The sequence below is a fragment of the Variovorax sp. YR216 genome (assembly GCF_900107745.1).
In the GTDB taxonomy this organism is placed as follows: domain Bacteria; phylum Pseudomonadota; class Gammaproteobacteria; order Burkholderiales; family Burkholderiaceae_C; genus Variovorax.
This window is the reverse complement of record NZ_FNRO01000002.1, coordinates 421,440-447,689: the sequence shown is the minus strand read 5'-3', so window position 1 is coordinate 447,689 and position 26,250 is coordinate 421,440. Positions and strand designations below refer to the sequence as shown.

The 26,250-nt window shown below is 66.4% G+C and carries 26 protein-coding genes and 3 tRNA genes; 10 read left to right on the top strand and 19 right to left on the bottom strand.

Going from position 1 to position 26,250, the window contains the following annotated elements:
* The first annotated feature begins 86 nt into the window (after positions 1-86).
* Both BLW05_RS06950 and cueR read left to right on the top strand, forming a co-directional pair.
* Complete coding sequence (locus tag BLW05_RS06950; protein WP_093162106.1) at positions 87-2,321, top strand: heavy metal translocating P-type ATPase; 2,235 nt, start codon at positions 87-89, stop codon at positions 2,319-2,321.
* Positions 2,318-2,716 carry a Cu(I)-responsive transcriptional regulator gene (gene cueR / locus BLW05_RS06945; protein ID WP_093161331.1) on the top strand — a complete coding sequence of 133 codons (399 nt, stop codon included), beginning with the start codon at positions 2,318-2,320 and terminating at the stop codon, positions 2,714-2,716. Before BLW05_RS06950 ends, cueR begins: the two co-directional genes overlap by 4 nt.
* 33 nt (positions 2,717-2,749) lie before the next feature.
* On the opposite strand, the gene BLW05_RS06940 is transcribed toward cueR, so the two are convergent.
* From BLW05_RS06940 to BLW05_RS06920, 5 genes are all read right to left on the bottom strand, one after another.
* Complete coding sequence (locus BLW05_RS06940) at positions 2,750-3,247, bottom strand: pilin (protein WP_305516199.1); 498 nt, start codon at positions 3,245-3,247, stop codon at positions 2,750-2,752.
* Position 3,248: 1 nt separating this feature from the next.
* Positions 3,249-3,758 carry a tetratricopeptide repeat protein gene (locus BLW05_RS06935; protein WP_177142581.1) on the bottom strand — a complete coding sequence of 170 codons (510 nt, stop codon included), beginning with the start codon at positions 3,756-3,758 and terminating at the stop codon, positions 3,249-3,251.
* Positions 3,759-4,067: 309 nt separating this feature from the next.
* Positions 4,068-4,667 (bottom strand): HEAT repeat domain-containing protein, encoded by a 600-nt coding sequence (locus BLW05_RS06930; protein WP_093161328.1) that lies wholly within the window; start codon positions 4,665-4,667, stop codon positions 4,068-4,070.
* A 144-nt stretch (positions 4,668-4,811) separates the two neighbouring features.
* Positions 4,812-5,381 (bottom strand): DedA family protein, encoded by a 570-nt coding sequence (locus tag BLW05_RS06925; protein ID WP_093161326.1) that lies wholly within the window; start codon positions 5,379-5,381, stop codon positions 4,812-4,814.
* A 41-nt stretch (positions 5,382-5,422) separates the two neighbouring features.
* Entirely contained in the window at positions 5,423-5,770 is a 348-nt protein-coding gene (locus tag BLW05_RS06920; RefSeq protein WP_093161324.1) for a GlpM family protein, read from the bottom strand.
* A 135-nt stretch (positions 5,771-5,905) separates the two neighbouring features.
* Between BLW05_RS06920 and BLW05_RS06915 the strand changes: the two genes are divergently transcribed.
* Together BLW05_RS06915 and BLW05_RS06910 are read left to right on the top strand one after the other, a co-directional pair.
* Positions 5,906-6,232: a hypothetical protein gene (locus BLW05_RS06915; protein ID WP_143044786.1), complete on the top strand. Its 327-nt coding sequence runs from the start codon at positions 5,906-5,908 to the stop codon at positions 6,230-6,232.
* An 85-nt stretch (positions 6,233-6,317) separates the two neighbouring features.
* Positions 6,318-6,695, top strand: coding sequence for a VOC family protein (locus BLW05_RS06910; protein WP_093162103.1), 378 nt, complete (start codon positions 6,318-6,320; stop codon positions 6,693-6,695).
* Between the two features lie 18 nt (positions 6,696-6,713).
* On the opposite strand, the gene BLW05_RS06905 is transcribed toward BLW05_RS06910, so the two are convergent.
* Both BLW05_RS06905 and BLW05_RS06900 read right to left on the bottom strand, forming a co-directional pair.
* Positions 6,714-7,178: an EVE domain-containing protein gene (locus tag BLW05_RS06905; protein WP_093161321.1), complete on the bottom strand. Its 465-nt coding sequence runs from the start codon at positions 7,176-7,178 to the stop codon at positions 6,714-6,716.
* A complete protein-coding gene (locus tag BLW05_RS06900) occupies positions 7,175-8,920 on the bottom strand; it encodes an IlvD/Edd family dehydratase (protein WP_093161320.1) in 1,746 nt (581 codons plus the stop codon). Before BLW05_RS06900 ends, BLW05_RS06905 begins: the two co-directional genes overlap by 4 nt.
* Positions 8,921-9,033: 113 nt before the next feature.
* Here BLW05_RS06900 and BLW05_RS06895 point away from each other — a divergent pair, with 113 nt between their 5' ends.
* Both BLW05_RS06895 and BLW05_RS06890 read left to right on the top strand, forming a co-directional pair.
* Positions 9,034-9,441 (top strand): hypothetical protein, encoded by a 408-nt coding sequence (locus tag BLW05_RS06895; protein WP_143044785.1) that lies wholly within the window; start codon positions 9,034-9,036, stop codon positions 9,439-9,441.
* 118 nt (positions 9,442-9,559) lie between these two features.
* A complete protein-coding gene (locus tag BLW05_RS06890; protein WP_093161317.1) occupies positions 9,560-9,949 on the top strand; it encodes a DUF3597 domain-containing protein in 390 nt (129 codons plus the stop codon).
* Positions 9,950-10,065: 116 nt separating this feature from the next.
* Here the strand turns inward: BLW05_RS06890 and BLW05_RS06885 are convergent, their stop codons facing one another.
* Positions 10,066-11,055 (bottom strand): AraC family transcriptional regulator, encoded by a 990-nt coding sequence (locus BLW05_RS06885; RefSeq protein ID WP_093161315.1) that lies wholly within the window; start codon positions 11,053-11,055, stop codon positions 10,066-10,068.
* Between the two features lie 8 nt (positions 11,056-11,063).
* Positions 11,064-11,609, bottom strand: coding sequence for an OsmC family protein (locus BLW05_RS06880; protein ID WP_218135151.1), 546 nt, complete (start codon positions 11,607-11,609; stop codon positions 11,064-11,066).
* Between the two features lie 266 nt (positions 11,610-11,875).
* Between BLW05_RS06880 and BLW05_RS06875 the strand changes: the two genes are divergently transcribed.
* A complete protein-coding gene (locus BLW05_RS06875) occupies positions 11,876-12,688 on the top strand; it encodes a class I SAM-dependent methyltransferase (RefSeq protein WP_093162102.1) in 813 nt (270 codons plus the stop codon).
* A gap of 29 nt (positions 12,689-12,717) precedes the next feature.
* Here the strand turns inward: BLW05_RS06875 and BLW05_RS06870 are convergent, their stop codons facing one another.
* Positions 12,718-13,848 (bottom strand): AraC family transcriptional regulator, encoded by a 1,131-nt coding sequence (locus BLW05_RS06870; protein ID WP_143044784.1) that lies wholly within the window; start codon positions 13,846-13,848, stop codon positions 12,718-12,720.
* A gap of 139 nt (positions 13,849-13,987) precedes the next feature.
* Between BLW05_RS06870 and BLW05_RS06865 the strand changes: the two genes are divergently transcribed.
* The 3 genes from BLW05_RS06865 to BLW05_RS06855 are packed head-to-tail and all read left to right on the top strand — an operon-like array spanning position 13,988 to position 19,107.
* Positions 13,988-15,475, top strand: coding sequence for a coniferyl aldehyde dehydrogenase (locus BLW05_RS06865; RefSeq protein ID WP_256330083.1), 1,488 nt, complete (start codon positions 13,988-13,990; stop codon positions 15,473-15,475).
* Positions 15,472-17,085: a GMC family oxidoreductase gene (locus BLW05_RS06860; protein WP_093161309.1), complete on the top strand. Its 1,614-nt coding sequence runs from the start codon at positions 15,472-15,474 to the stop codon at positions 17,083-17,085. Before BLW05_RS06865 ends, BLW05_RS06860 begins: the two co-directional genes overlap by 4 nt.
* A 42-nt stretch (positions 17,086-17,127) precedes the next feature.
* Complete coding sequence (locus tag BLW05_RS06855; protein ID WP_093161307.1) at positions 17,128-19,107, top strand: alkyl/aryl-sulfatase; 1,980 nt, start codon at positions 17,128-17,130, stop codon at positions 19,105-19,107.
* Positions 19,108-19,117: 10 nt separating this feature from the next.
* Here BLW05_RS06855 and BLW05_RS06850 read toward each other — a convergent pair whose 3' ends face one another.
* From BLW05_RS06850 to BLW05_RS06815, 9 genes are all read right to left on the bottom strand, one after another.
* Positions 19,118-20,824, bottom strand: coding sequence for a M30 family zinc metallopeptidase (locus tag BLW05_RS06850; RefSeq protein WP_256330082.1), 1,707 nt, complete (start codon positions 20,822-20,824; stop codon positions 19,118-19,120).
* Positions 20,825-20,940: 116 nt separating this feature from the next.
* Positions 20,941-21,102, bottom strand: coding sequence for a hypothetical protein (locus BLW05_RS35870; RefSeq protein ID WP_177142580.1), 162 nt, complete (start codon positions 21,100-21,102; stop codon positions 20,941-20,943).
* A 149-nt stretch (positions 21,103-21,251) separates the two neighbouring features.
* A tRNA-Asp gene (locus tag BLW05_RS06845) sits at positions 21,252-21,328 on the bottom strand.
* Positions 21,329-21,387: 59 nt separating this feature from the next.
* A tRNA-Glu gene (locus BLW05_RS06840) sits at positions 21,388-21,463 on the bottom strand.
* Between the two features lie 34 nt (positions 21,464-21,497).
* Positions 21,498-21,573, bottom strand: a tRNA-Ala gene (locus BLW05_RS06835).
* Positions 21,574-21,624: 51 nt separating this feature from the next.
* Positions 21,625-23,013 carry a glutamate--tRNA ligase gene (gene gltX, locus BLW05_RS06830; RefSeq protein WP_093161304.1) on the bottom strand — a complete coding sequence of 463 codons (1,389 nt, stop codon included), beginning with the start codon at positions 23,011-23,013 and terminating at the stop codon, positions 21,625-21,627.
* Positions 23,010-24,233: an O-succinylhomoserine sulfhydrylase gene (locus BLW05_RS06825; protein WP_093161303.1), complete on the bottom strand. Its 1,224-nt coding sequence runs from the start codon at positions 24,231-24,233 to the stop codon at positions 23,010-23,012. Before BLW05_RS06825 ends, gltX begins: the two co-directional genes overlap by 4 nt.
* Before the next feature lie 7 nt (positions 24,234-24,240).
* A complete protein-coding gene (purF, locus tag BLW05_RS06820) occupies positions 24,241-25,740 on the bottom strand; it encodes an amidophosphoribosyltransferase (protein ID WP_093161301.1) in 1,500 nt (499 codons plus the stop codon).
* A 12-nt stretch (positions 25,741-25,752) separates the two neighbouring features.
* The gene (locus tag BLW05_RS06815; RefSeq protein ID WP_093161300.1) at positions 25,753-26,238 is read right to left on the bottom strand and encodes a CvpA family protein; all 486 of its coding nucleotides are present in this window, start codon (positions 26,236-26,238) and stop codon (positions 25,753-25,755) included.
* Between the last annotated feature and the right edge of the window lie 12 nt (positions 26,239-26,250).

Genomic DNA, 26,250 nt, shown 5'->3' with positions numbered 1-26,250 from the left:
TACGAAAGGACGGCTCTTTTTTGGCCATCAGTAGCGCTTGACCCTCCCATGATGGAAAGGTTGAAACTGCGCCCCATATGGTCAACATGAATCCCAGCCTCGCCCTTTCCCCCTCATCGGACACCGGCAGACAGGAGTGGTCGCTCCCCATCGAAGGCATGACCTGCGCGTCGTGCGTCGCCCGCGTCGAACGGTCGCTGGCGAGTGTTCCTGGCGTCACCGACGCGAGCGTCAATCTCGCCACCGAGGCAGCCACCGTACGCACCGACGGCTCCGTCGCGCGCGACGCCCTCCGCGCCGCGGTCGAGAAAGCCGGCTACGGCGTCGGCGAGGAAGCGCCGGCCACAGTCGCATCCGCATCACACGGCGCGCCAGGCAAGGCGCGTGGCCGCAACGACGCATGGCCGGTGATCGCCGCTGCCCTGCTCTCCGTTCCCCTGGTGTTGCCGATGTTCGGGCTGCTCTTCGGCGAGGACTGGATGCTCGACGGCTGGCTGCAACTCGCACTCGCCACGCCGGTCCAGTTCTGGCTGGGCGCGCGCTTCTACCACTCGGGGTGGAAGGCGCTCAAGGCGCGCGCCGGCAACATGGATCTGCTGGTGGCGCTCGGCACATCGGCCGCCTACGGACTCAGCGTCTACCTTCTTTTCGCGCATCGCGACCATGGCATGCCGCACCTGTATTTCGAGGCCTCAGCGGTGGTCATCACGCTGGTGCTGCTCGGCAAGTGGCTCGAAACGCGGGCCAAGCGGCAGACCACCGAAGCCATCCGCGCATTGAATGCACTGCGCCCCGAACGCGCGCGCGTGCGGCGCCACGGCGTCGAGCAGGAACTGCCGCTCGCGCGCGTCAGCGTCGACGACCTCGTGGTCATCCGCCCCGGCGAGCGCGTGCCGGTGGACGCGGTGGTCGTCGAAGGCGCGAGCGAAGTCGACGAATCCCTGATCACCGGCGAAAGCCTGCCCGTGGGCAAGCAGGTCGGCAACACGGTGACCGGCGGCTCCGTCAATGGCCAGGGCCTGCTCGTGGTGCGCACCACCGCCGTCGGCGCGGAATCCGCGCTCGCCCGCATCGTGCGGCTGGTCGAATCCGCGCAGGCGAAGAAGGCACCGATCCAGCGTCTCGTCGACCAGGTCAGCAGTGTCTTCGTGCCGGTGGTCATCGGCATCGCGGCGCTCACCTTCCTCGGCTGGGGCATCGCCACCGGCAACTGGGAAGCGGCGATCCTGAACGCGGTCGCGGTGCTCGTCATCGCCTGCCCCTGCGCATTGGGACTCGCCACGCCGACCGCGATCATGGCCGGCACCGGTGTCGCCGCAAGGCACGGCGTGCTCATCAAGGATGCGGAGGCGCTCGAAGTGGCACACAGCATCAAGATCGTCGCATTCGACAAGACCGGCACGCTGACCGAAGGCAAGCCGGTGCTCGTCGCCTGCGAGCCGGTCGACGAGAACAAGTCGGCGCTTCTGCGTGCCAGCGCGGCGATCCAGTCGGGCAGCGAACACCCGCTCGCGCGCGCGGTGCTCGCCGCTGCAAGGCGCGACGGCATCGACATCCCCGAAGCAGGCACGGTCCGCGCGGTGGCCGGACGCGGCATGTCGGCGGTCGTCGAGGGCCGCCAGCTCCGGCTCGGCAGCACACGCTTCATGCGCGAACTCTCGGTGCCCCTGGGCAAGCTCGATGCGCGCGCGCAGGAACTGCAGTCGGAAGGCCGCACCGTCTCGTGGCTGGCGGATGTGACCGATCGCCCCGTTCTGCTGGGCCTGCTCGCCTTCGGCGATACGCCGAAGCCGACCGCCGCGGCGGCCATCCAGCAGCTTCACGCGCAAGGCATCCGCACCGCGCTCGTTTCAGGCGACAACCGCGGCAGCGCCGAGGCCGTGGCCCGCGCGCTGAAGATCGACACCGTGCGCGCCGAAGTGCTGCCAGAAGACAAGGCCGCGATCGTCACCGCCCTCAAGCGCAACGGCGAACGCGTCGCCATGGTCGGCGACGGCATCAACGACGCGCCAGCGCTCGCGGCTGCCGACGTCGGCATCGCGATGTCCACCGGTACCGACGTCGCGATGCACGCGGCCGGCATCACGCTGATGCGCGGCGACCCGGCGCTGGTGAGCGATGCGATCGACATCTCGCGCCGCACCTACGCGAAGATCCGCCAGAACCTCTTCTGGGCCTTTGCCTACAACGTGATCGGCATTCCCCTCGCGGCCCTGGGCCTGTTGAGCCCCGTGATCGCCGGCGCGGCGATGGCCTTCAGCAGTGTGAGTGTGGTGAGCAATGCGCTGCTCCTGCGGCGCTGGAAAGGAATCGCACGATGAGCGGCCCGTTCAACATCGGTGAGGCGGCTGCGCGTTCGGGCGTCTCGGCCAAGATGGTCCGGCACTACGAATCACTCGGCCTCGTGCCGGGCGTGGCGCGCACCGACGCGGGCTACCGCCAATACACCGAAAGCAACGTGCACACCCTGCGCTTCATCCGCCGCGCGCGCGACCTCGGATTCAGCATGGCCGAGATCGCGGAACTCTTGAAGCTCTGGCAGAACAAGCAGCGTGCGAGCGCGGACGTGAAACGCATCGCACTCGCGCATGCCGAAGATCTTCATCGGCGCATCGAGGAAATGGAGGCGATGAAGCGCACGCTGGAGCGATTGGCGGATTGCTGCCATGGAGATCATCGGCCGGACTGCCCGATCCTCGACGAGCTGGCCGAATAAGCGACCGGCGCCATCGCCCTTCTTTGCATCGGGTTAGCCGCTTTGTTCTTGTGCGCCGGGGGTTCCGGCCGTATTCCGACACTCTGAAGGAACGTACTTGAAGTCAGTAGAGGTAGCGCACACCCAGGCCGTACCACCCGTCACAGCGTTTGGTTCAGTTCCCGAGGAGGCGAGTTCTGGCGTGAGTGTCAAGATGACGCCGCGCGCCGTGTCGGCCATCGTCACGGTAATCGCACCCGATCCATCCGCACAGCTCACGCGGGCGACATGCCCGATGCCGGTGATGTCGGCAAACCCGAGACAGTTTCCGGACTTTTGGATTTCCCCGCCGGCATTTGCGATGTTTTCCGCAACGATGATCTTGACCGCTGAGGCCTGAGCCAGCCCTTCGGTCACCCGTGCTCGAACTGTGTAGTCCTGATAGGCAGGCATCGCCACGGCTGCCAAGATCCCGATGATCGCCACCACGATCATCAATTCAATTACCGTGAAGCCCTTCTGGGCCGAACGAACAGCGCACTTCATCTTCATCTCAGCCACCCGCATGTCGACGTGCAAAGAGACCTCCTCGCAACGCCCGCATCTGTTCGCGCGCAATGAAGTGACCGCGCGCCGCTGCGTCGGCAAGCCATCGGATCGCCATGTCTTCATCCTTCGGCGCGCCCTCGCCTGACAGGTAGCAGCGCGCCAGGCATTGCATGGCATTGGGGTATCCCTGCTCTGCGGCGAGTTCGAGCCAGTAGCGCCCGGCGTGGGGGAGGCCGGCTGAGAAGAACAGCTCGCCCGTGTCCGCCTGCGCCTCGGCATCGCCTTGATCGGCCTGAACCAACAGCACCCTGTCTTCCGGCGTCAGCTTGCAGGGGATTTGAGCGACCACGTCCTCGAGCGCGATGCGGGCGCGGCCGCGCGCGTCAGGCTTGAGCTTGCGAACAGCGCCCTCCTCGATCCGGCGCAACCATGTGCGCTGGCTGCGCCCCGTCATGGCGATGACCGACTGGATGCTGACAGGCGTCACGGCGAGCGTGCGCACGACGAAGTTCACGACCTGTGTGGCCGCCCCGATCGCGACGAGGCCACTCCGGGCCGGCGCTTGGTGCGTGTCGCGTTCCACGTAGGCGTGGACGGCGAAAGTTCCAGCTGGCATGTCTTCTTGTCCTCCCTGGATTGCGCAGTTCGGCGGAACCGACGCACTGCGGGATGCACTCTAGGAATGACGACAGCCTGCGTCTACAAGAAATGTCCTAAATCGACGGAACGATTTGATCGCCCGCCGCGCACTCGTCAGCGCTCGCACACCATCCGCGTCACCGTGAGCTGACCGTTGACGATCCTCCCCCTGAACCTGACCCTGTCAAGGACAGTGCGCCGAAACCCATTGCGCCCACTTCGCGGCGGCCACCGCACGCACGGCGGCGTCGTGGCTGTCCGGGTCGTAGGCGCCGAGCGATTGCCAGAGCGCCTCCCAGTGGCCCGCCTCAGGCATGGCGGAGACCAGCGTCTGAACCACCAGGAACGCGCGCTGCCGCGTGATGGGATGCAGCGCATCGAGCAGCGGCGCGACCGCTGGCAGCACGTCGCGGCCGCGCGCAATCAGCACATAGGTCGCGATGGTGTGCGGCGCATGCAGCACATCGGGGTAGTCATCGATGGTGCGCACCAGCGCGTCGAGCGACCGCCAGTCGCCGATCGCCGCCAGCGCCTGCGCCGCGCGGCCGCGCACCAGCGGCTCGGGGTCGGAAAGCGCATCGGCTAGCGCATCGGCTGCAATCGGATCGCCGGTTTCGGCCAGACCCTGCGCCGATTTCTCGCGCACGTCGGCATCCGCGCTCGCCAGTCCGCGCAGGAAGACCGGTGTCGACGTACGGCCCGCCACCACGAGCGCCTCGTACGCGCTTGCACGGTCGGCCGGGTCCGCCGCGTCGAGTCCGCCGAGATCCGTCGAGGTGCTCATGGCCCCGCCCGAGCGGCAGCGACGGGATGACCCAGCCCGCTGGATTGCCGTGTGTTCGCATGTCTCATGGCCATCTCCCGGTGAGTGCCATTGTGCGGCGAGAGGCGCCGCTTGCTGTTGCCGTTCGTTGCCTGCGGCCAGTCCCTAGCGCACCGTCGCTCGCGACCGCCGCCACCGGCGGACCAGGGCGATCGCGAGCGCGATGCCGACGATCACCACGGTGCCGATCAGTTCGATCCGTTCCACGTCCCCGATCAGCGCTTCGAGCGCGGAGCCGAAGAGATAGCCGACCGAGGCGATCAACGGCGCCCACAACATCGCGCCGAGGAGATTGAAAACGGCGAAGCGGCGCGGCGGCATCTGCATGGCACCGATCGCGATGGGGCCGGCGATGCGCAGTCCGTAGACGAAGCGCACCCCCATGACCACCAGCCCGTCATAGCGCTTCAGCGAGGCGGCGACGCGCTCCGCGCGCTGCGCCAGCGAGGGCAGGCGCGCCAGCAGCGCCGCCCCCCGGTAGCGGCCTATCCAGTAGAAGAGCTGGTCGCCCAGCGTCGCGCCGAACACCGCGACCGCGAGGGTCACTGGCACGGAGAGGTGGCCGTGGTGGCAGGCGAAACCCGCCAGAACTAGGATGGTCTCGCCCTCCAGCAGACAGCCGATGAAGACGGCCAGATAGCCGTAATCGATGAGCAGTTGAAGTATGAACGGCATGCGAACCCACTCCTCCGTCGCGCGCATTGTGCGCCCAACACTCAACCAAGGCCGGAAGTCCAATGGGACCAGATGCCGAGAAGCAGCGCCGCGCCCACGCACCAGGCCACCGTCGCCGCGATCAGCGTCACCGGCAGCGAGGCCTTCACGCTGAGCCAATACACCACCGCGAGATAGATCGCATAGGGGACCAGCGACAGCAGCCCGAAGAGCGCGGTGGTGCGCAGGTCCACCGCCGAGCGCTCGGTGCCCACGATGTAGTGGGCGATCAGCGCAAAGGTGGGAAAGAGCGGCACGAGGCCCGCGACATAGAAGTTCTTCGTCTTCGACAGCAGCGCAATGAGAAGCACCGCGACGGCACCGAGGAGGCACTTGAAAAGCAGCGACACGGGATGTAAGACAAAGACCGGGATGGAGCACCAATCTTACGTGCTACCCCGAGCGAGGGATGCAGGTTCTCGGCCCGGCGCCTATGCTGACATCCAAGAGGAAAAGCGGCGAAATCGGAAACAAGGGGGTACCCCATGAAGCTCGTTCGGGCTCTTTCCCTTTTGGCGGCCGCGCTGGCCGGCGTGGCGGCCCAACCCGCACTTGCGGACCCGCAACGCGCCCAGGTGGCCGAACTGAAGACGGTCTACCTCACGTGCGAACAGGCCGCGAGTCGCACCCTCCTGGACATGGCGGCCGCGGCCTTCTGCTCGCGCTATGCCGAAGAACTGCTCCAGCGTGGCTTCGCCGGGGATTTCAACCAGCTGCTGTCATGGTGGCGGGAAGCCAAGGACGACGCTGTCGCGGTCGAAGGAGGCAGGCCTGACACTGCCGACGCACACGGTGCGGCACCCCCCCACTGACGCCGGGTGCATCGGCGAACACCCGCGCGCGGGCCGCTGCACGGCGCAAGAATGGCCGTCGTTCGAACATTCCGAAGGACACGCCATGCTGCAGCAATCCCCGCTCTACGCCTACATCCCGGCCAGGGACCTTGCCCGTGCCCGGCAGTTCTACGAAGGAAAGCTCGGCTTCACGCCGAAGGCCGAGACCGCGGGCGGCGTGCACTATGAGTTCGGCGGCGGCACCGGCGCCTTTCTGTACCCGACGCCGAACGCAGGCACCTCGCAAGCCAGCCAGGCCTTCTGGCAGGTCGCGGACATCCGCAGGGAAGTGACCGATCTGAAGGCCCGCGGCGTGGTGTTCGAGAACTACGACATGCCCGGCAAGGACGCCGACGGCATCGTGACCGGCGGCGGTGCGATGGCCGCATGGTTCAAGGACAGCGAGGGCAACATCATGGCGCTGATCCAGAGCGCCGCCTGAAGCCCAGGCGCAGCCCTCTCAGACCAGCAGCTCCTCGGTGATCAGCCGCCAGTGCTTCTCGTCGACCGGCGTGATCGACAGCCGGTTGCCCTTGCGCAACACGATCATGTCGGCCAGCGCGGGGTTGGCGCGCATCTCGGGCAGCGACAGCAGCTTCGTCTTGCAGAGGGCCTGCACGTCCACCAGGATCCAGCGCGGCGATTCGGACTTGGATTCCGGGTCGTAGTAGGGCGACTTCGGATCGAACTGCGTCGGGTCGGGCTTGGGTCCCGAGACGACGCGCGCGATGCCGGCGATGCCCGGCTGCGGACAGCTGGAGTGATAGAACAGCACGCCGTCGCCGACCTGCATGACTTCCTTCATGTACTTGCGAGCCTGGAAGCCGCGCACGCCAGTCCACCCCACTGTCGAATCGGGCGCGGCGATCGCGTCGTCGATCGAGACGTCGTCGGGTTCGGATTTCATCAGCCAGTACTGCGTCATGGTTGTGGTCCTGTCTTCTTGGGCGCGCGAAGGAAGTCGAAGTCGGCTCCCTGGTCGGCCTGCGTGACCGACTGGAGGAAGAGCTTGCGATAGCCGCGTTCGGCGGTCGGCGGCGTGACGGGCGTCTCGCGCGCGCGGCGCGCAAGTTCTTCATCGCTCACCAGCAGCGAGAGTTCGCGGTTCGCGACGCTCAGGCGGACGCGGTCGCCGCTCTGCACGTAGGCCAGCGGGCCGCCTACCGCCGATTCGGGCGTGACGTGCAGCACGATGGTGCCGAAGGCGGTGCCGCTCATCCGGCCATCGGAAATGCGAACGATGTCCTTCACGCCCGCACGCGCGAGCTTGCGGGGGATCGGCATGTAGCCCGCTTCCGGCATGCCCGGCGCGCCTTTGGGGCCGATGTTCTTGAGCACGAGGATGTCGTCCGGCGTCACGTCGAGTTCGTCGCTGTCGATGCGGCGCGCAAGATCCTCGAGGTTCTCGAACACCACCGCCTTGCCCTCGTGTTCCATGAGCGCGGCATCCGCGGCCGACTGCTTGATGATCGCGCCGCCGGGCGCGAGATTGCCGCGCAACACCGCAATGCCGCCCTGCGGATAGATCGGCTTCGCCACGCTGCGCACCACGTCCTGCCTGAAGCCGGGGCCGGCGCGCTCGATCTCCTCGCCCAGCGTGCGGCCGGTGACCGTGAGCGCATCGAGCCGCAGCAGCGGCTTGAGCTCGCGCAGCAGCGTCGCCATGCCCCCCGCGGCGTGAAAATCCTCCATGTAGTGCTGGCCCGAGGGCTTCAGATCGAGCAGCACCGGTGTCTCGCGGCCCATGCGGTCCAGCGTGGCGAGATCGATATCGACCCCCATGCGGCCCGCGATCGCCGCGAGATGCACGATGCCGTTGGTCGAGCCGCCAATGGCCAGCAGCACGCGCATCGCGTTCTCGAAAGCCGCCGGTGTCAGCACCTTGTCGATGGTGAGCCGGTCGCGCGCGATCTGCACCGCCTGCGCGCCGGTCTGTTCGGCAATGCGGATGCGGTCGGCCGTCACCGCCGGCGGCGAGGCGCCGCCCGGCACCGTCATGCCCATCGCCTCGGCGAGGCAGGCCATGGTGCTCGCAGTGCCCATCACCGAGCAGGTGCCGACGCTGGCCACCAGTTCGTTGTTGACCTCGGCGGTCTCGGCGGCATCGATCTCCTCGGCGCGAAAGCGGGCCCAGTATCGACGGCAGTCGGTGCAGGCGCCGACACGCTCGCCGCGATGGCTGCCGGTGAGCATCGAGCCGGTGATGAGCTGGATCGCCGGCAACCCCGCCGATGCCGCACCCATGAGCTGCGCGGGCACGGTCTTGTCGCAGCCGCCGATGAGTACCACCGCATCCATCGGCTGCGCGCGAATCATCTCCTCGGTGTCCATGGACATCAGGTTGCGCAGGTACATGCTGGTCGGCGCGGCGAAGCTCTCGTGGATCGAGATCGTCGGGAACGCCATCGGCAGCCCGCCCGCCAGCATCACGCCCCGCTTGACCGCATCGATGAGCTGCGGCGCATTGCCGTGGCACGGGTTGTACGCGCTGCCGGTGTCGGCGATGCCGATGACCGGACGATCGAGCGCCGCATCGGTGAAGCCCGCGCCCTTGATGAACGCCTTGCGCAGGAAGAGCGAGAAGCCCTGGTCGCCGTAGCTGGTCAGTCCCTTGCGCATGCCACCAGTGTCGGCCGTGTCGTCGGGATCGAAGGGAGAACTGGACATGAAGTGCCTTCGGGAAATCGGGGGAATCGTCGGAAGGAGGTTTGTACGCGATCCATGCCTTCCTGCACACCGCTAAGCTGTCGGCCCATGTGCATCACACGGGGAAGCCGGAAATGAATCGACAGCCCATGCGCGGACCGATGCGGGCCGCAGCCAGCCTCCTGCTGGCGGTGCTCGCGGCCGGCCTGCATGCGCAGCAGCCCGTGCGCTGGCGCGGCGACTTCGTCTACTTTGCCGACTCGGCAATCTTCACCGACTGCAAGACCGGCCAGCAGTGGCCCGTGGCGCAGGCCGGCGACTACCTCACGCTCGAGGAGGCCTACCTGCGCTGGCAGGGCGCGCCCAAGGCACCGCTGCTCGCGAACTTCGATGGGCGCATCGAGGTGCGCGAGCCCATGGAAGGCCCGGCGCGCGAGCACATGGTGGTCGATCGGTTCGTCTCGGTGCAGCCGGGCACCTCCTGCGAGTCGCTTGCGACGCCCGGCGGCAAGGGCTCGCCGTCGGCGCGCGGTCCGATGTAACAAAGTCTCTCCCGACCGCCCATCGTGGCGAAATGTGCAGTCTTCGGATTGTTGTGACACACACCGATCGCAGAATCCGCCTTTCCATCAACCCTTCAACCACCCAGCGGAGTCACTCATGAGCATCTTCAGCAGCATCCTCGCCAAGATCTTCCCGTCGGCCAACGCCGCCACGGCGCCGGACCAGCCGGCACCGGCGGCCACGGACGCCGCCGCCGCAACCGCCGCTCCCGCGGCGCCGCCGGCCGCGATCACGGTGGTCGACGTCGAAGCCTTGCTCGACGGCATGCCCGGCGCCAGCAGCCTCAACTGGCGCACATCGATCGTCGACCTGATGAAGCTGCTCGGTTTGGACAGCAGCCTCGCCGCGCGCAAGCAACTCGCCTTCGAGCTGAGCTACGGCGAGGATACGAGCGACTCCGCCAAGATGAACATCTGGCTGCACCGCCAGGTCATGACCAAGCTCGCGGCCAACGGCGGCAAGGTGCCGGCCGAGCTCATTGGGTAATCTTCGTGCTTCGCACTGCCGTGCGAGCGCCTTCGGGCGGCCGAGCGGCGCTCATTGGGTAACCTCCGTGCTTCGCACTGCGGTGCGAGCCCCCTTCGGAACGGCCGGGCGGGGGCTCATGGCCTGACCAGGGCGCTGCGCTCCTGCGAGCGCGTCGCCTGGGTGCGCCGCCACGCCGCCGGTGGCGCACCGAACTCGCGCCGGAACGCCCGGCTGAATGCAGTGTCCGTTTGATATCCCACATCCCCGGCGATGCTCGCGAGCGGTGCGTTGCTGCGGGTCAGCAGATTCGCCGCCAGCAGCATGCGCCACTGCGTGAGGTACTGCATCGGCGAGCTGCCCACCAGGTGCTGGAAGCGCTCCGCCAGCACGGAGCGTGAACTCCCCGCTTCGCGAGCCAGTTCATCGAGCGTCCATGCATGCGCGGGCTGCTTGTGCATCGAGTGCAGTGCCGCGCCGACGATGCGGTCGCCCACGCCCGCGAGCCATCCGGTGCGGCCCTCGCTCTGTTCGTTCATGTACAGGCGCAGCACCTCGATGAACAACACTTCGGCGAGCTTGGCGAGCACCCCCGCGCCACCTGGCCGAGGCGAGCGCGCTTCCCCGAGGGCGTACCGCACCGAGGCTTCGAGCCATGCGCCGGCGTTCGAGCCACGCACGTTCACCCGCACGAGCGGCGGCAGTCCCGCGAGAAGCATTCCGGCCAGCCGCGCATCGCAGGCCAGATAACCGCACACCAGTCGCGTCGTCGGCCCCCCGCCTCCGTAGGCAAGTTGGCGCGGGCGGCGCGCGAGCACGCGGTCGAGCTGCTCGCCAACCGCCGGCACCAGGCCGGGTTCGGAGGTCATGCGATGCGCATGGCCCTGCGGAAAGATGACCGCATCGCCCGCGATCAGGCGCACCGGCTCGTCACCGCCCATCTCGACGTAGCACTCCCCCTCGGTGATGAGGTGAAAGATCACCAGCCGCTCCGCGCCGGGCTCCAGCAGCGGCGCGACCGTGTCCGCACGCGGCGACTGGTAGCACCATGGCGCGGTGAAACGCGCGTTGATGAAGATGGCCCCGACGAGGCGCACCACGCGGAGCGTTTCCGACAGCGCATCCATGGCCGGACTCAGCCGCTGGCGATGTCGATGCGCAGGCCGATCGGCACCGCGTCGTGCACGGCACGCGCCATCGGCGAGCATTCGCAGCTCTCTTCGACCAGCGTGCGAAGCCGATCGTCCGAAGCACCGCGCGCACCGATACGCACATGCATGCGCACGTCACGCGGCGTCGCGGGCACCGGCGTGCCGTCGGAATCGTGCATGCCCAGCAGCCCGCGCAGGTCGGAGCGGCTGCTCGTCACCACTTCGAGCAAGGTGAGCTCGATGTCCTGCGCCGCGGCAGCCATCGCGATGCGCGTGGCCGTGCACGACGCCATCCCCGCGCGCAGCAGCCAGCCGGGCGTGACCCGGTCGCCGGTGCCGCCGAGTTCGGTGGCCATGTCGGTCTGCACCTGCGTGCCGTTGGCGTGGCTCGCGATCACACGCAAGCCTTGTTCCCAGCGCGCAGTGGCCGGCGCATCGTCGTGAAGACCCATCTCGGGGCGGCGCTGCAAGGCCGATTCGGCACGGTGCCACGCTGCTGCAATGCTGTCCGCAGCCATGGTTGCCTCCATGTGAGGAACTCCAAACCTGAAGATTCTGAGCGCGATGACGCGGCGCGAACAGCAGCGGGAAGAGCTATGCCGCATGGCCGGATGAAGAGTCATGAGACCCGGACGATCGGCCGGCATCGACGGCGGTGTCGCCCGAGATGCGGACGATCGGGCAGACACGGGCGACGCGCGAGCAGGACGGATCCGGGCGCAAGGCGCCACAGTGCATGCACGGCCGCAAGGTCGCTCACACCATCCAGTTCGCAGTCCACAAGGAGCCTCTTTCCATGAATGCACCGATCGACTTCAACGCCTTGAAGACACGCCAGCACGCGGCCTGGGCCAGCGGCGACTACGCCGTGATCGGCACCACGCTGCAGATCGTCGGCGAGATGCTCGCCGAGGCCTGCGACCTGCGCTGGGACGAGCGCGTGCTCGACGTTGCGGCCGGCAACGGCAACGCGACGCTGGCCGCCGCGCGGCGCGGCTGCCGCGTGACCTCGACCGACTATGTCGCCGCGTTGCTCGACCGCGGCGCCGAGCGTGCACGCGCCGAGCGGCTGAAGGTGGAGTTCAAGACCGCCGACGTCGAGGCATTGCCCTTCGACGAAGCGAGCTTCGATGCCGTGATCTCGACCTTCGGCGTGATGTTCGCGCCCGATCACGCGAAGTCCGCCGCCGAGATGATGCGCGTGTGCCGGCCCGGCGGTCGCATCGGCATGGCGAACTGGACACCCGAGGGATTCATCGGCCAGATGTTCAAGACGCTGGGGCGCCATGTGCCGCCGCCTGCGGGCGTGCAGCCGCCGCCGAAATGGGGCGTGGAATCGCATCTGCAATCGCTCTTCGGCGACAAGGCCGAATCGATCTCGGTGACGCGGCGGATGTTCAATTTCAGATACCGCTCGGCGGCGCACTTCGTCGAGGTGTTCCGCACCTGGTACGGGCCGGTCCACAAGGCTTTCGCCGCGTTGCCGGTCGACGGTGCGCAGGCCCTCGAAAGCGATCTGATGACACTGCTGCAGGACATGAACCGCGCAGGGCCCCACTCGCTGGTGGTGCCGAGCGAGTATCTCGAAGTGGTCGTCACGAAGCGCTAGCCGCAAGCCAGGGCTCCCGCGGAACCGGCTCAGCCGGGCCGCTGGGAGCGCCCCCTGGAAGGAGGTGGAGAGCGACACGCAGTGCGCGAGCCTGGGGGTGAGTCACGGTAATACGCCGGCGTCTGGCCGGTCCACTTCTTGAACGCCTTGCGGAAGTTGGACACGTCCGAGAAACCGCTGCGCTCCGCGATCTCGTCCACCGACAGGTCCGTGCGCTCGAGGAACTCGATCGCAAGCCGCTCGCGCAGCCCATCGATGATGGCCTGGTAGCTGGTGCCCGCCTCGACCAGCCGGCGATGCAGCGTGCGCGGCGAAAGGTGCAGCCGCTCGGCCATTTCTTCGGCGCGCGGCAGGTCGCTCATGTTGTTGAGGCAGGTTTCCTTGATGGACCTGACCAGCGCCGGCTCACCCGCGAGGTCTTCGAGCATGCGGCTGCAGAAGCTTGCGCAGGCGTCCGCGGTGATCGGGTTCGCATTGGGCAGCGGCATGCCGAGCAGCGACGCATCGAACTGCCACTGCATCACACCGGCATCGAACTGCACCGGGCAGCGCAGGAATTCCGCGTAGCGCGCGGCATAGGCCGGCGCGGCATAGGGAAGCAGCAGCCGCTGGCCCTTGAACTGGCGCTCCAGCACGCGCTCGACCAGCGCCTGGATCGAGCTGAACCAGAACTCCGTCGCAAGCGGCAGCAGCGCGCCGAGGTCCATCACGTCGCGGGCCTCGAAGATCGCGGTGTTGCCTTCGACGCGGAAGGTCTTCTCCAGCACCGGTCCCGCGAGGCGCACGTGTTCGATGCCGAAGGCGATCGCGTCGGCCAGCGTGGCGCTGCTGAGCACCGCGTAGCCGAACACGCCGAAGTCGGAGATGCGCTGTCGACTTCCCGCGATGAGGCCGATGGCCGGCTCCGGCGTGAGCCGCAGCACATTGCCGAAGAGCGCAATCTTCTGCCGGTGCGAGATGCGCACCTGCGGGTCGGAGACCGCCTCCGGCGGGATACCCGTCCCCACGAACAGCGCGGCGACATCGACGCCGCATTCGGCCAGCGCGTCGGTGAGGGCAGTCAACCCGAGCATGCTGTGCGCCGGCGCGTCCATGTCGTGGCTGTAGCGGCCAACGATGGGCGTTGCGGGAATTCTTGCGCCGAGGACTGCTTTTGGCACGGTGATCTGGACCAGGACGGTTGGCAGATTTTCACCCGAATGTGTCGAACTTGAACCTAGGCGCAGACCCTGCCAGGCCCTACATTCCGTGGCGACAGGCGCGGCATCGCACCGCGAGACGTGCCCCAGGAGACAAGCCTTGAACGACACCACGGATCAGTCGCACGCGGCAAGCGCCATCGCCGTGCACGAGCGCGTGCAGCGCATTTTTGCGGCGCAGCAAACGGCCTTTGCGCAGCAGCCCTGTCCCAGCGCCGCCGAACGGCGCGCATGGCTCAGGTCGCTCAAGCGACAGATTCAGCGCTACCAGGATTTGCTCGCCGACGCGATGAGCCGGGACTTTGGCCATCGCGCCGACGCCGAATCGAAGATGCTCGACCTGTTGGGCTCGGTGCTCGACATCGATCACGCGGTCTCGCACCTGCGGCGCTGGATGAGGCCGAGCCGACGCTCCACCGAGTTGCTGTTCCTGAGCAACCGGGTCGAAGTGCGCTTCCAGCCCAAGGGCGTGGTGGGCGTGATCGTGCCGTGGAACTTTCCGATCTATCTGGCCGCCGGGCCGCTGACTGCCGCACTGGCAGCGGGCAACCGCGTGATGATCAAGATGCCGGAGGTGACGCCGGCCACCAACGCGGTGTTCAAGCGGCTGCTCGGCGAGGTCTTCGACGAGAACCTCGTGGCGGTCGTGGGCGAGGAACTGGCCGACCCGGATGTCTTCACCTCCCAGCCCTTCAACCACATCGTGTTCACCGGCTCGCCAGCAGTGGGGCGCATCGTCATGCGCACGGCAGCGAAGAACCTGACGCCGGTCACATTGGAGCTCGGCGGCAAGTCGCCCGCGCTGGTCACGCGCAACTATCCGATCGCCGATGCGGCCACGCGCATCACGCACGGCAAGTCGACCAATGGCGGGCAGATCTGCGTGTCACCCGACTACGCACTGGTGCCGCGCGAGCGCGTGGACGATTTCATCGCGGGCGTGCGGCGCACCTTCCAGCGCTTCTACGGCGGCCGCACCGACGGCAACGCGGACTACACCGGCGTGGTGAACGCGCGGCAGTGGCAGCGCATGCAGGCCGTGCTCGACGACGCGCGTGCGAAAGGCGCACGCGTTGAACTCTGCGCGCCCGCACCCGCCGGCGAAGGCCGCCAGATGCCGCTGCACATCGTGACCCAGCTCACGCCGGAGATGCGGGTGATGCAGGAGGAGTTGTTCGGCCCCATCCTGCCGGTGGTTCCCTACGACACGACCGATGACGCCATTGCCTTCATCAACGCAAAGCCCCGGCCGCTCGCGCTCTATTGCTTCACCCACGACGATGCCGAGCGCGACGCGCTGCTGCGGCGCACCCACTCGGGCGGCGTGGCGGTCAACGACTGGGGATGGCAGGTCGTGAACCACGATGCGCCCTTCGGCGGCATCGGCAACTCCGGCATGGGCACCTACCACGGCGTGGAGGGCTTTCGCGAGCTGTCCCATGCGCGAACCGTGTTCCAGCGCCAGCGCTTCTTTCCGATCGCCCTGTTCTATCCACCCTACGGCAACTTCGTGCAACGGCTGGTGCTGAAGTTCTACCTGCGCAGCGCGGATCCGGCGCTCACCCATTCCGGCAAAGAGACATCATGAGCATCGAAGAATTCGACTACGTCGTCGTGGGTGGCGGCTCTGCCGGCTGCGTCGTCGCATCGCGGCTGAGCGAGGATCCGGCCGCTTCGGTCTGCCTGCTCGAAGCTGGCGGGCCGGACAACAGCGTCTTCATTCATGCGCCCGCGGGCGTCGCAGCGACGCTGCCGGTGCCGTTCAAGAACTGGGCTTTCAAGACGGTGCCGCAGAAGGGACTCAACGGCCGGCAGGGCTACCAGCCGCGAGGCAAGGTGCTGGGCGGCTCGAGTTCGACAAACGCGATGCTTTATGTGCGCGGGCATCGCTGGGACTATGACCACTGGGCCTCCCTTGGCAACACGGGCTGGTCGTATGACGAAGTGCTGCCGTACTTCAAGCGCGCGGAGCACAACGAGACGCACCACGACTGCCCCTTCCACGGCACCGGCGGGCCGCTCAACGTGGCCGAGCTGCGCAGCCCGAGCGCATTGAACAAGGCATTCCTGGCGGCCGCCGCGATGAACGGCATCCCGGCCGTCGCGGACTACAACGGTGCCGAGCAGTTCGGCGCCTTCATGTACCAGGTGACGCAGAAGAACGGCGAGCGCTGCAGCGCGGCCAAGGGCTACATCACGCCGAATCTGTCGCGGCCGAACCTCACGGTGAAGACGGGCGCGCTCTCGTCGCGCATCGTCTTCGATGGACGGCGCGCCGTCGGTATCGCCTACAGCGCGGGAGGGCGGGAAGCCACCGCGCGTGCGCGCCGCGAGGTCATCGTGAGCTCGGGCGCCTTCGGTTCGCCGCAACTGTTGATGCTCTCGGGCATCGGGCCGGGCGCCCAACTGCAGGAGCTCGGCATCGACGTGCTGCACGACCTGCCTGGCGTGGGCGAGAACCTGCAGGACCATATCGACCATGTGCAGGCCTATCGCGCCGCCAGCACCTCGCCCACCTTCGGCGTCTCGATGCGCGGCAGCGTGAAGATCGTCGGCGCGATGCTGGAGTGGAAGAAGCAGCGCACCGGTCTCATCACTTCCAACTTCGCAGAGTCCGGCGCCTTCGTCCGCTCGTCGCCCGATGTCACCGTGCCGGATCTGCAGATGGTCTTCGTCGTCGCGATGGTGGACGACCACAACCGCAAGTTGCATCTCGGCCACGGCTATTCGTGCCACATCGAAGTGCTTCGTCCGAAAAGCCGCGGCCATGTGCGTCTTGCAAGCCGCGACCCGCACGCCGCGCCGCTGATCGACCCCAAGTTCCTCGACGACGAGCGCGACCTCGAACTGCTGGTGAAGGGCGTGGAGCTGCAGATGGACATCCTGCAATCGAGCCCCTTCGATCCCTGGCGCGGAAAGATGCTGCACCCCGTGGAGCGGAACGACCGCGCGGCGATCGCACAGGACATCCGCAATCGTGCCGACACGCAGTACCACCCGGTGGGGACTTGCAGGATGGGTCCGCAGGCCGACAGCATGGCCGTGGTCGATGAGCGGCTTCGCGTGCATGGCGTCGATGCACTGCGCGTGGTCGATGCCTCGATCATGCCGACGCTGTGCGGCGGCAACACTAACGCGCCGACGATCATGATCGGCGAGAAGGCGGCGGACATGATCCGCGCCGATGCGCGAGCCTGAACAGCGCTGCTCCACTTCACTCCTTCAAAGATCAGAGACTCCATGAAAACAGCCATCCGCGGCGTGCTTGCCGCTCTCATCGCGTCCTCGCTGGCCTGCGGCGCGCTTGCACAGACGCACGACGAGGCACCGGCCACGCCGAAACCCGCGACGCCGGCCACCGAGCGCGCCAACCAGGCGGTTGCGCGCAGCATGGCCTTCGACGACAAGCGCGACTTCGAGGACGCGACGCGCGGCCTGATCGCCACGCTGCCCGATCCACAGGTGAAGACGCCGCAGGGCAAGCTGGTGTGGGACGCGAGCCGCTTCGACTTCATCCAGGGCGATGCGCCCGCCACGGTCAACCCGAGCCTGTGGCGACAGGAGAAGCTCAACAACGCACGCGGTCTCTTCAAGGTGACCGACGGCATCTACCAGATCCGCGGCTATGACCTCGCGAACATGACGCTGGTGGAAGGCCAAACCGGCTGGATCGTGATCGACACGATGCTCACCGCGGAGATCGCGCACAGCACGCTGGCCTTCGCGATGGACAAGCTCGGCAGCACCAGGCCGGTGGTCGCGGTGATCTACACGCACAGCCATGTGGATCACTTCGGCGGCGTGCGCGGTGTGGTCGACGAGGCGGATGTGCAAGCCGGCAAGGTGAAGGTGATCGCGCCCGAGGGCTTCATGGACAACGCGATCGCCGAGAACGTGCTGGCCGGCAATGCGATGACGCGGCGCGCCGTCTACCAGTTCGGCGCGGGGCTCGATTCGAACGAGCGGCAAGGCGTCGGCAGCGGACTCGGCAAGGCGCTCAGCAGCGGCACGACGGGGCTGATTCCGCCGACCGACATCATTGCCAAGACCGGGCAGGAGATGACGGTGGACGGCGTGCGCATCGTCTTCCAGATGGCGCAAGGCACGGAAGCGCCGTCGGAGATGATGTTCTACTTTCCCGACAAGAAGGCGCTGTGCCTCTCGGAAGTGACGACGAAGCACATGCACAACGTCTACACGATCCGCGGCGCGAAGATGCGCGATGCGCTCGGCTGGAGCAAGTACATCAACGAGACCATCGACATGTTTCCCGACGTGGAGGTGGCCTTCGCGAGCCATCACTGGCCAACCTGGGGCGGCGACAACATCCGCCAGTACCTCGCGAACCAGCGCGACACGTACCGCTTCCTGCATGACCAGGCGCTGAACCTCGCCAACAAGGGCCAGGTGATGGACGAGATCGGCGATGCGACCTTCTTCCCCAAAGGACTCGCGTCGGACGCAAGCTCGCGCGGCTACTACGGCACGCTCAGCCACAACCTGCGGGCGGTCTACAACTTCTACCTGGGCTTCTACGACGGCAACCCGGCGACACTGAACCGGCTCCCGCCCACCGAGACCGCCAAGCGCTACGTCGCGGCCATGGGCGGCGAAGATGCGGTGCTGGCCTCGGCACGCAAGGCGTTCGATGCGGGTGACTATCGTTGGGTGGCGGAGTTGGTGAACCACGTCGTGTTCGCGAATCCGAACAACGCGGCGGCGCGCGCCTTGCAGGCCGATGCGCTCGAACAGCTCGGCTACCAGTCCGAGGCCGGCACCTGGCGCAACGCCTATCTCACCGGTGCGCGCGAACTGCGGGGCGGCGTCACCAGGCCGCCGACGTCGAGCCAGGGGCCGGACGTGGTGCGCGGCATGAACAACGAGCTGCTCTTCGACTTCATCGCCATGCGCCTCGACCACGAGAAGGCCGACGGCAAGAAGGTCAACATCAGCATGGTCTTCACCGACCTCAACGAGACCTGGGCGCTGGAACTGTCGAACTCGGTGCTCAACAACACGAAGGGCCGTGTGCTGAAGAACCCCGACGCCACGATCACCCTCACCCGTCCGGCCTTCCTCGCGATGCTGCTGCAGGGCAAGAAGCTGCCGGAGATGGTGCTGACCGGGCAAGTGAAGGTCAGCGGCAATCCGCTGGCGCTGCCGTCGGTGTTCAGCAACGTCGAGACTTTCGACCCCTACTTCAACATCGTCACGCCGTGATCGAGACGGATCAGTTGATGATCACCGAGAGCGTGGTGCCCGGCGGCACGCGCACCGTTTCGCTGTAGGTGCCCGCGACGTTCGACCGAATCACCGGGAAGCTGGCCAGCGCCTGCAGCAACGACGGCGCGGACTGCGGCAGCTTGCGATTGCCGCTGCCGAGGCTCGCGGGGTCGATGGCCGGCAGATTGAACACGTCTTCGCTGCGCGCCGGCATGCTGTATTCGGCGATGCCGGCGCCGAGCGGAATCAGCCCCGCCGATGCGGCGGCGAATCGGCGCAGTTCCTGACCGACGCCGGAATCGGGGCGTCGCGACTTGATCGCCTTGTCGAGGATCTCGGTCGAGTCCTTCACGCCACTGCTCGTCAGCAGCGCCTTGTAGAAGTCGAGCCCGAGCTGGCGGTTGAGGAAGCCGCCGAACGAGCCCGTGACGGCGTAGCTCTCGCAGGTGGCGCCCATCGGCGTCCACTCGGTGAGGCCGCAGTTGTAGCTGCCGGCGCCGTTGTAGCTGAGGTAGTACGGGTAGCGCGAATCGCGGATCGCGTTGTGGCTCGGGTCGATGTTGAAGCTGGCCCAGTCCTCCATCATCAGCGCGGACATTTCCTCGAGCCAGGTGTCGAAGGTGTAGTCCGACCCCATCTTCACGCCGCGCCGGTAGAAGTTCTGCATGTGCATGCCTTCGTGCGCCATCACGGTGGCGATCTGCTTCACGCCGTTTTCGCCGTCGAGGTAGAGCGACTCGGAATCGAGATACAGGCTCAGCGATTCGTTGCTGTAGGCGAGGTCGCCGCTGCCGGTCTTGAAGTTGTTCAGGCCCCAGAAGTAGCCCACGAGGCCATAGGGCTGGTGGTCGGGCTTGAAGTTGACGATGAAGATGTCCAGCGGCTGGCCGCTGCCGGCGATCAGCTGATTCATGCCGTGCTCGCCCCAAAGCGGGCCGCCGACACGGACCAGCATGTCGTAGATGCCGCCCTGCGTGGCGAACTTGTCGAGCATCCGCGCGGCGAGTGCGCTCGACACGCGTGCCGGGTCGAGTTCACCAGTCTCTACCCACACGTTCACCGTGGTGCCGTCAGTGGTCGTTCGCTGTGCCGCGAGTTGCACCGTGCGCTGCGAGTAGTCATACAGAAAGATGCTGCGCTGATCGGCGACTGCATAGGACGCCGACGGTGCCATCGACTTCAGGGCGCCGGATGCGCTCTTCGACTGCCGATCGAGCAACTTGGCAAAGCCGGAGCGGTTGAATTCACGGATCGCGTTCTTGGCCGCGTCGTCTTCGCCGGCGGGCTGCTGCACCATCGCCTTGTTGGCGGTCGTCGCAATTTCCGAGCTGGATCGCACCACCAGCCCCGGAAGCGCTTCAGCCGTGGTGCTTTCGTTGGTGAAGACCAGCGTCACGGTCTGGCCGTTCAGCCCCGAAATGGAAAGTGGCGTGTCGACCGGGACGGACGAACCGTTGGCCGCCTGCCACACGCCGGTGCCCGAACCTGCGTACGTGCTGTCGTTGATCGCCGCGCAGCCGACGCAGGACGCCTTGACCGCATTGCTGCCGTCCGACTTCACATCGGTCGTCGTGCCGCTCGTGGACGTCAGAGGGATATAGCCGCCCCCTCCTCCTCCGCCGCCGCCACCACCGCAGGCGGACAGCGACAAGGCCAGCATCAATGCGGCGGTTGTTCCAAAGACCGATTCGGTTCGCGATGGGCTGCGTTTCACTTCTTCCTGGCTCCACGATGCACGGCACGTGAAACCGAAAGCGTTCGCGCGCCGCTACCGCTTATCGACAGGGAAAGAAGAAAGTTGAGAGAAAAGCGACCCGGGAGCGCGTCTGGTCAGCGAAGGGTGCTGCACTCACGCTCGAGGGCGGCCGAGCGTGACAGCTGCTCGGTGATGCGTTCGTTCAGATGCTTGCCGCCGCGCCAGGCGATGAAGAGCCAACCCACCGCGATCGCGACAAGGCTTGCGCCTCCCCAGACGACGTGAACGAAACCCATCGGGAACCTCCTCGTTATGAGGGAGCGAGTCTGCCGGTGGGATGCGACATCGCGCATCCTGCAAATTGAGGAGGTAATCGGCAATTTGGGGATGACAGAAAAGGAAAAAGCCGTTGCAGGTCGATGACTTGCAACGGCTTTCCGTTTCTTGGCGGAGTGGACGGGACTCGAACCCGCGACCCCCGGCGTGACAGGCCGGTATTCTAACCAACTGAACTACCACTCCGCGTTGGTGTGACTTTCGCTCTCGCATCTTTCGATGCTCGAGCCAAGTGCCACAAAACTTGGCGACCCTACGGGGATTCGAACCCCGGTACTCACCGTGAAAGGGTGATGTCCTAGGCCTCTAGACGATAGGGTCAAAACCTGGACTGACTAACCACTCGACGCCCTGTTGGTGGAGGTAAGCGGGATCGAACCGCTGACCTCTTGCATGCCATGCAAGCGCTCTCCCAGCTGAGCTATACCCCCTTTTGAAGGTTTCCCCTACCGGGTGTCGAGCCTCAAATTATATACAGGTTTTTAGGCTTTCTTCAAACGGTCCAAAATTTTTTCGCGAGAAAAGAGTGCGAGCACTGCATCGAGCGACGGCGTCTGCGGCGTGCCCATCACGAGCACTCGCACCGGCATCGCCAGGGCGGGCATCTTGAGGCCATGCGCGCCGAGCACTTCCTTGATCGCAGCCGCGATCGAAGTCTTGTCCCAAGCGACGTCTGCGAGTTTATCCGCCAACGTGGCGATCGCAGGACGCACCGCATCGGTGATGTGTTGCGCGCGATCGGCATCGGTCGCGTTCACGTCTGCATAGAAGGCTGCGGCCCAGCCGGCCAGTGCAACGGTCGTCTCGCAGCGATCCTTGAACAGGCCGCAGATCGCCGGCAGACGTTCGTCGGCCGTGATGCCGCGCTTCTTCAATTGCTCGGCGACGAGCGGCGCCAAGGCCTCGTCGGCCATGGCCTTCAGGTGCTGCGCATTCACCCAGCGCAGCTTGGCCTCGTCGAACTGCGCGGCGCTGCGGCCCAGGTGGTCGAGGTCGAACCACTCGATGAACTGCGCACGCGAGAAGATTTCGTCGTCGCCGTGGCTCCAGCCGAGGCGCGCGAGGTAGTTCACCATCGCATCGGGCAGGAAGCCTTCGTCGCGGAACTGCGTGACCGGCTTGGCGCCATTGCGCTTGCTCATCTTCTCGCCCTGCTCGTTGAGCACGGTCGGCAGGTGCGCGTACACCGGCGGTTCCTTGCCGAGCGCGCGGAAGATGTTGATCTGGCGCGGCGTGTTGTTCACGTGGTCATCACCACGGATGACGTGCGTAATCGCCATGTCGATGTCGTCGACCACCACGCAGAAGTTGTAGGTGGGCGTTCCGTCCGGCCGCGCGATGACGAGATCGTCGAGTTCGTCGTTGCTGATCTCGATGCGCCCCTTGACCTTGTCGTCCCACGCCACCACGCCGCCCTGCGGATTGCGGAAACGCAGCACCGGCTGCACGCCTTCGGGAATCGCCGGCAACGTCTTGCCGGGCTCGGGGCGCCAGGTGCCGTCGTAGCGCGGCTTCTCCTTCGCGGCCATCTGCTTCTCGCGCAGCGCATCGAGTTCGGCAACGCTCATGTAGCACGGGTACACCAGCCCCGCCGCCTGCATCTCCGCGAGGACCGCCTTGTAGCGATCCATGCGCTGCATCTGGTAGTACGGGCCTTCGTCGTGATCGAGTCCCAGCCATTGCATGCCTTCGAGGATGACGTCGACCGCCGCCTGCGTCGAACGCTCGAGGTCGGTGTCTTCGATCCGCAGGATGAAGTCGCCGCCGGTGGAGCGCGCGAACGCCCACGGGTAGAGCGCCGAGCGAATGTTGCCGAGGTGGATGAAGCCGGTCGGCGAAGGGGCGAAACGGGTACGGGTCTTTTGCGTCATGCGAGGGTGCTCAGGCCTTCGAGGCCTCGAAGGAGGTCGGCCTTGATGTCGTCGATATGGTCCAGGCCGACCGCAACGCGAATCAGGCCCTGGCTGATGCCGGCCGCCTGTCGCTGCGCCTCGGTGAGGCGGCCATGCGAAGTCGTGGCCGGATGTGTGATGGTCGTCTTGGTGTCGCCGAGGTTGGCGGTGATGCTCAGCACGCGGGTGCTGTCGATCACCTGGAAGGCATTGGCACGCGCCACTTCGGGACTGTCGCCGAGCACGTCGAAGGACACGACCGCGCCCCCCAAGCCGGACTGCTGGCGCATCGCGAGTTCATGCTGCGGATGCGATTTCAGTCCGGGGTAGTAGACGCGCGAGACCCCTGGCTGCGTTTCCAGCCATTGCGCAAGCGCGAGCGCGCCGGCGCAGTGAGCCTGCATCCGGATGCTCAGCGTCTCAAGCCCCTTGAGAACGACCCAGGCGTTGAACGGCGAAAGCGCCATGCCCGCGGTTCGAACCACCGGACCGAACACTTCATTGATCAATTTGGCGGAGCCGCAGATCGCGCCGGCCAGCACACGGCCCTGCCCTTCGAGGTACTTGGTGCCCGAATGGATGACGAGGTCCGCGCCCAGTTCGGTGGGGCGCTGCAGCGCCGGAGAGCAAAAGCAGTTGTCCACCGCGAGCAGCGCGCCCGCGTCGTGCGCGAGATCGGCGAGTGCGCGGATGTCGCACACGTCAGTCAAGGGGTTGGTCGGGGTTTCTGCGAAGAGCAGCTTCGTCGTCGGACGGATCGCGGCTTTCCATTCGGCGACGTCGGTCTGCGACACGAAGGTGGTTTCGACCCCGAACTTGCCGAATTCGCGTCCGATCAGGTTGAGGGTCGATCCGAACACAGACCGCGAGCACACCACGTGGTCGCCCGCCTTCAGCAGCCCCATGCACATCATGAGGATCGCACCCATGCCGCTCGATGCGCCGATCGCCGCCTCGGTGCCTTCGAGCGCCGCAAGCCGGCGCTCGAAACTGGCGACGGTGGGATTGGAGGTGCGGGTGTAGGTGAAGCCGTCCTCGGTGCCGGCGAAACGTCGCGCCGACGTCTCGGCATCCGGCTGCACGAAACTGCTGGTGAGGAACAGCGCCTCGGAGTTCTCGCCGTACTGGCTGCGTTCGAGCGCGGTGCGCACCGCGAGCGTGTCGCGATGCAGGCCCGGCGGAAGGGAGTGGTCTGTCACGTCGCCCTCAGCTCAGATTGGGCAGTGCAAGGCGCGAGGAATCCTCCTCGGTCTCTTCGATGCGCGGACGGTTGCCGTTCATGCGCGTGATCGCCTCGGTGTCGATGTCGCCGGTCACGTAGACGCCGTCGAAGCACGATGCGTCGAAGCCGTTGAGCTTGGGGTTGAGCGAACCGATCGCGCGCTTCATCGCATCCACGTCCTGGTAGATCAGCGCGTCGCAGCCGATCAGTTCACGGATTTGTTCGATGGTGCGGTCATGCGCCACGAGCTCGTCCTTGGTCGGCATGTCGATGCCGTAGACGTTCGGAAAGCGCACCGGCGGCGCGGCGCTGGCGAGATACACCTTGCGGGCGCCCGCGTCACGCGCCATCTGCACGATCTCGCGGCTGGTGGTGCCGCGCACGATCGAGTCATCGACCAGCAGCACGTTGCGCCCCTTGAACTCGCTGCCGATCACGTTGAGCTTCTGGCGGACCGACTTCTTGCGCACGCCCTGCCCGGGCATGATGAAGGTCCGGCCCACGTAGCGGTTCTTGACGAAGCCCTCGCGGTACGGAATACCCAGCAGGTGCGCCAGTTGCGTCGCGCTCGGGCGGCTCGATTCGGGAATGGGGATGATGACGTCGATCTCGTTCGGCGGAACGGTCGACACCACGCGCTTGGCCAGCGTTTCACCGAGATTGAGGCGGGCCTGGTAGACCGAGATGCCGTCGAGCACCGAATCGGGCCGCGCCAGGTAGACGAATTCGAAGATGCAGGGGTTGAGCGTCGGCGAATCCGCGCACTGCTCCGCGTGCACCTGGCCTTGCAGATCCACGAAGACCGCCTCGCCCGGGGCGATGTTGCGCTCGAACACATGGCCAGAGCCTTCCAGCGCGACCGATTCGCTCGCCACCATGACGGTGCCGTCCGCACCGCGACCGATCGCGAGCGGCCGGATGCCGTAGGGGTCGCGGAACGCAAGCAGGCCGTGACCTGCAATCAGCGCAACCACGGCATACGAGCCGCGCAGCCGCTTGTGCATGTTGCGCACGGATTCGAACAGCGCCGCCGAGGTGAGCGAACCGCCGCGCGTTGCACGGTCGATCTCGTGCGCCAGCACGTTGAGCAGCACTTCGGAATCGCTCTCGGTGTTCGTATGGCGATGATCCGTGGAAAAGAGCTCGGCACGCAGGGCGTGGGCGTTCGTGAGATTGCCGTTGTGAACCAGCACGATGCCGAAGGGCGCGTTCACGTAGAACGGCTGCGCTTCTTCCTCGCTGTAGGCATTGCCGGCGGTGGGATAGCGCACCTGCCCCAGTCCGACGTCACCCGGCAGCGCCCGCATGTTGCGCGTGCGGAACACGTCGCGAACCATGCCCTTGGCCTTGTGCATGAAGAACTTGCGCTGCAGCAACGTGACGATGCCTGCGGCATCTTGGCCGCGATGCTGCAGAAGCAGCAGCGCGTCGTAGAGCAGTTGATTGACGGGCGCGTTGCTGACAACGCCGACGATTCCACACATGAAGCAATCCTCTCAGGGCAGGTAGCTTGCCAACTTTTCAGGCAAGGCAGGCTTCAGTCCCTGCAATGCCGCGTCGAGAACAATGGCGCTGCGCGATTCGTGCCACCAGGCACTGTCGCTCAACGCCAGCAAATGAACAACAACCGCGACGGCGAGCAGCGCCACCGCGCCGCGCGCCACGCCGAAGACACCGCCGAGAACCCGATCCACCGGACGCAATCCGATCGCGGTCACCAGCTTCCGCGTGACCGTCGCCACCAGCCCCACGCTAAAGGCGACGGCAACGAACACCAGGACGAATCCCGCCGCATAGCGCCAGGTCGCCGCGGGCTCGCCGAACGGCAGCCAACGACCCACGTCGTCCGCCAGCCATTGCGCGCACAGGAAGGCAGCGACCCATCCCGCCAGCAGCACGACTTCGAACACCAGTCCGCGCAGCAGCCCCAGCAACATCGACACCACGACAAGCACGACCGCGATCCAGTCGAGAAGAATCACGTCGCTTCGCCG